Here is a 558-nt window from a genome sequence, read left to right as displayed (position 1 = left end):
CTTAATTTTGACTTCAGCTATTTCGAAATAATAATCTGATTCAGCAAAAGAAAAGTTAGCAGGTACCATTAATAAAAAAGCTAAAATTAAACAAATTATTTTGAATGTTTTTTTCATAAATTAACACCTCTTCTTTGTTTTTAAATTCTAAATGAATAATATAATGTAAAATTATACCATTTTATATAAAAAAAATCTAATGTAAATTTACGATTGAAATCATAAAAGCTTTGAAACGAACGATAAATAATAGATAATATAATACAAAGTTACCAAAAAAATAGGAGAAACTACTGCAACAGTAAATGGAGTAAAAACCCCTATGGATGTCCAAGATGGTAAAGTAGTAGATACAAAAGCCCTACTCTTAAAAGATAGAACTTATGTGCCTTTAAGATTTGTAGCAGAAGCTCTTGGTGCAACAATCGATTATCAAAGAGGCTTAAAAGTAAATATTATAGATATTAAAACACCTAACCCTGATACTACTCCTGAAAAACTCCCATTCCCAGAGCCATATATTATAACAGTATTTTACCCACAAACAAGGGGAGCATA

The 558-nt window shown here is 27.8% G+C and carries 1 protein-coding gene; it reads left to right on the top strand.

The window, feature by feature from the left end; all coding sequences use genetic code 11:
• Positions 1-322: 322 nt before the first annotated feature.
• Positions 323-558, top strand: a 236-nt coding sequence (locus R7P64_RS24510; RefSeq protein WP_318124232.1) for a stalk domain-containing protein, incomplete at its 3' end; no start/stop codon positions are given.

Source organism: Vibrio sp. 2304, assembly GCF_033339475.1.
Taxonomy (GTDB): Bacteria; Pseudomonadota; Gammaproteobacteria; order Enterobacterales; family Vibrionaceae; genus Vibrio; species Vibrio alginolyticus.
Note: the sequence above shows the minus strand (reverse complement) of the source record. Positions and strands in the feature narration are given on the sequence as shown.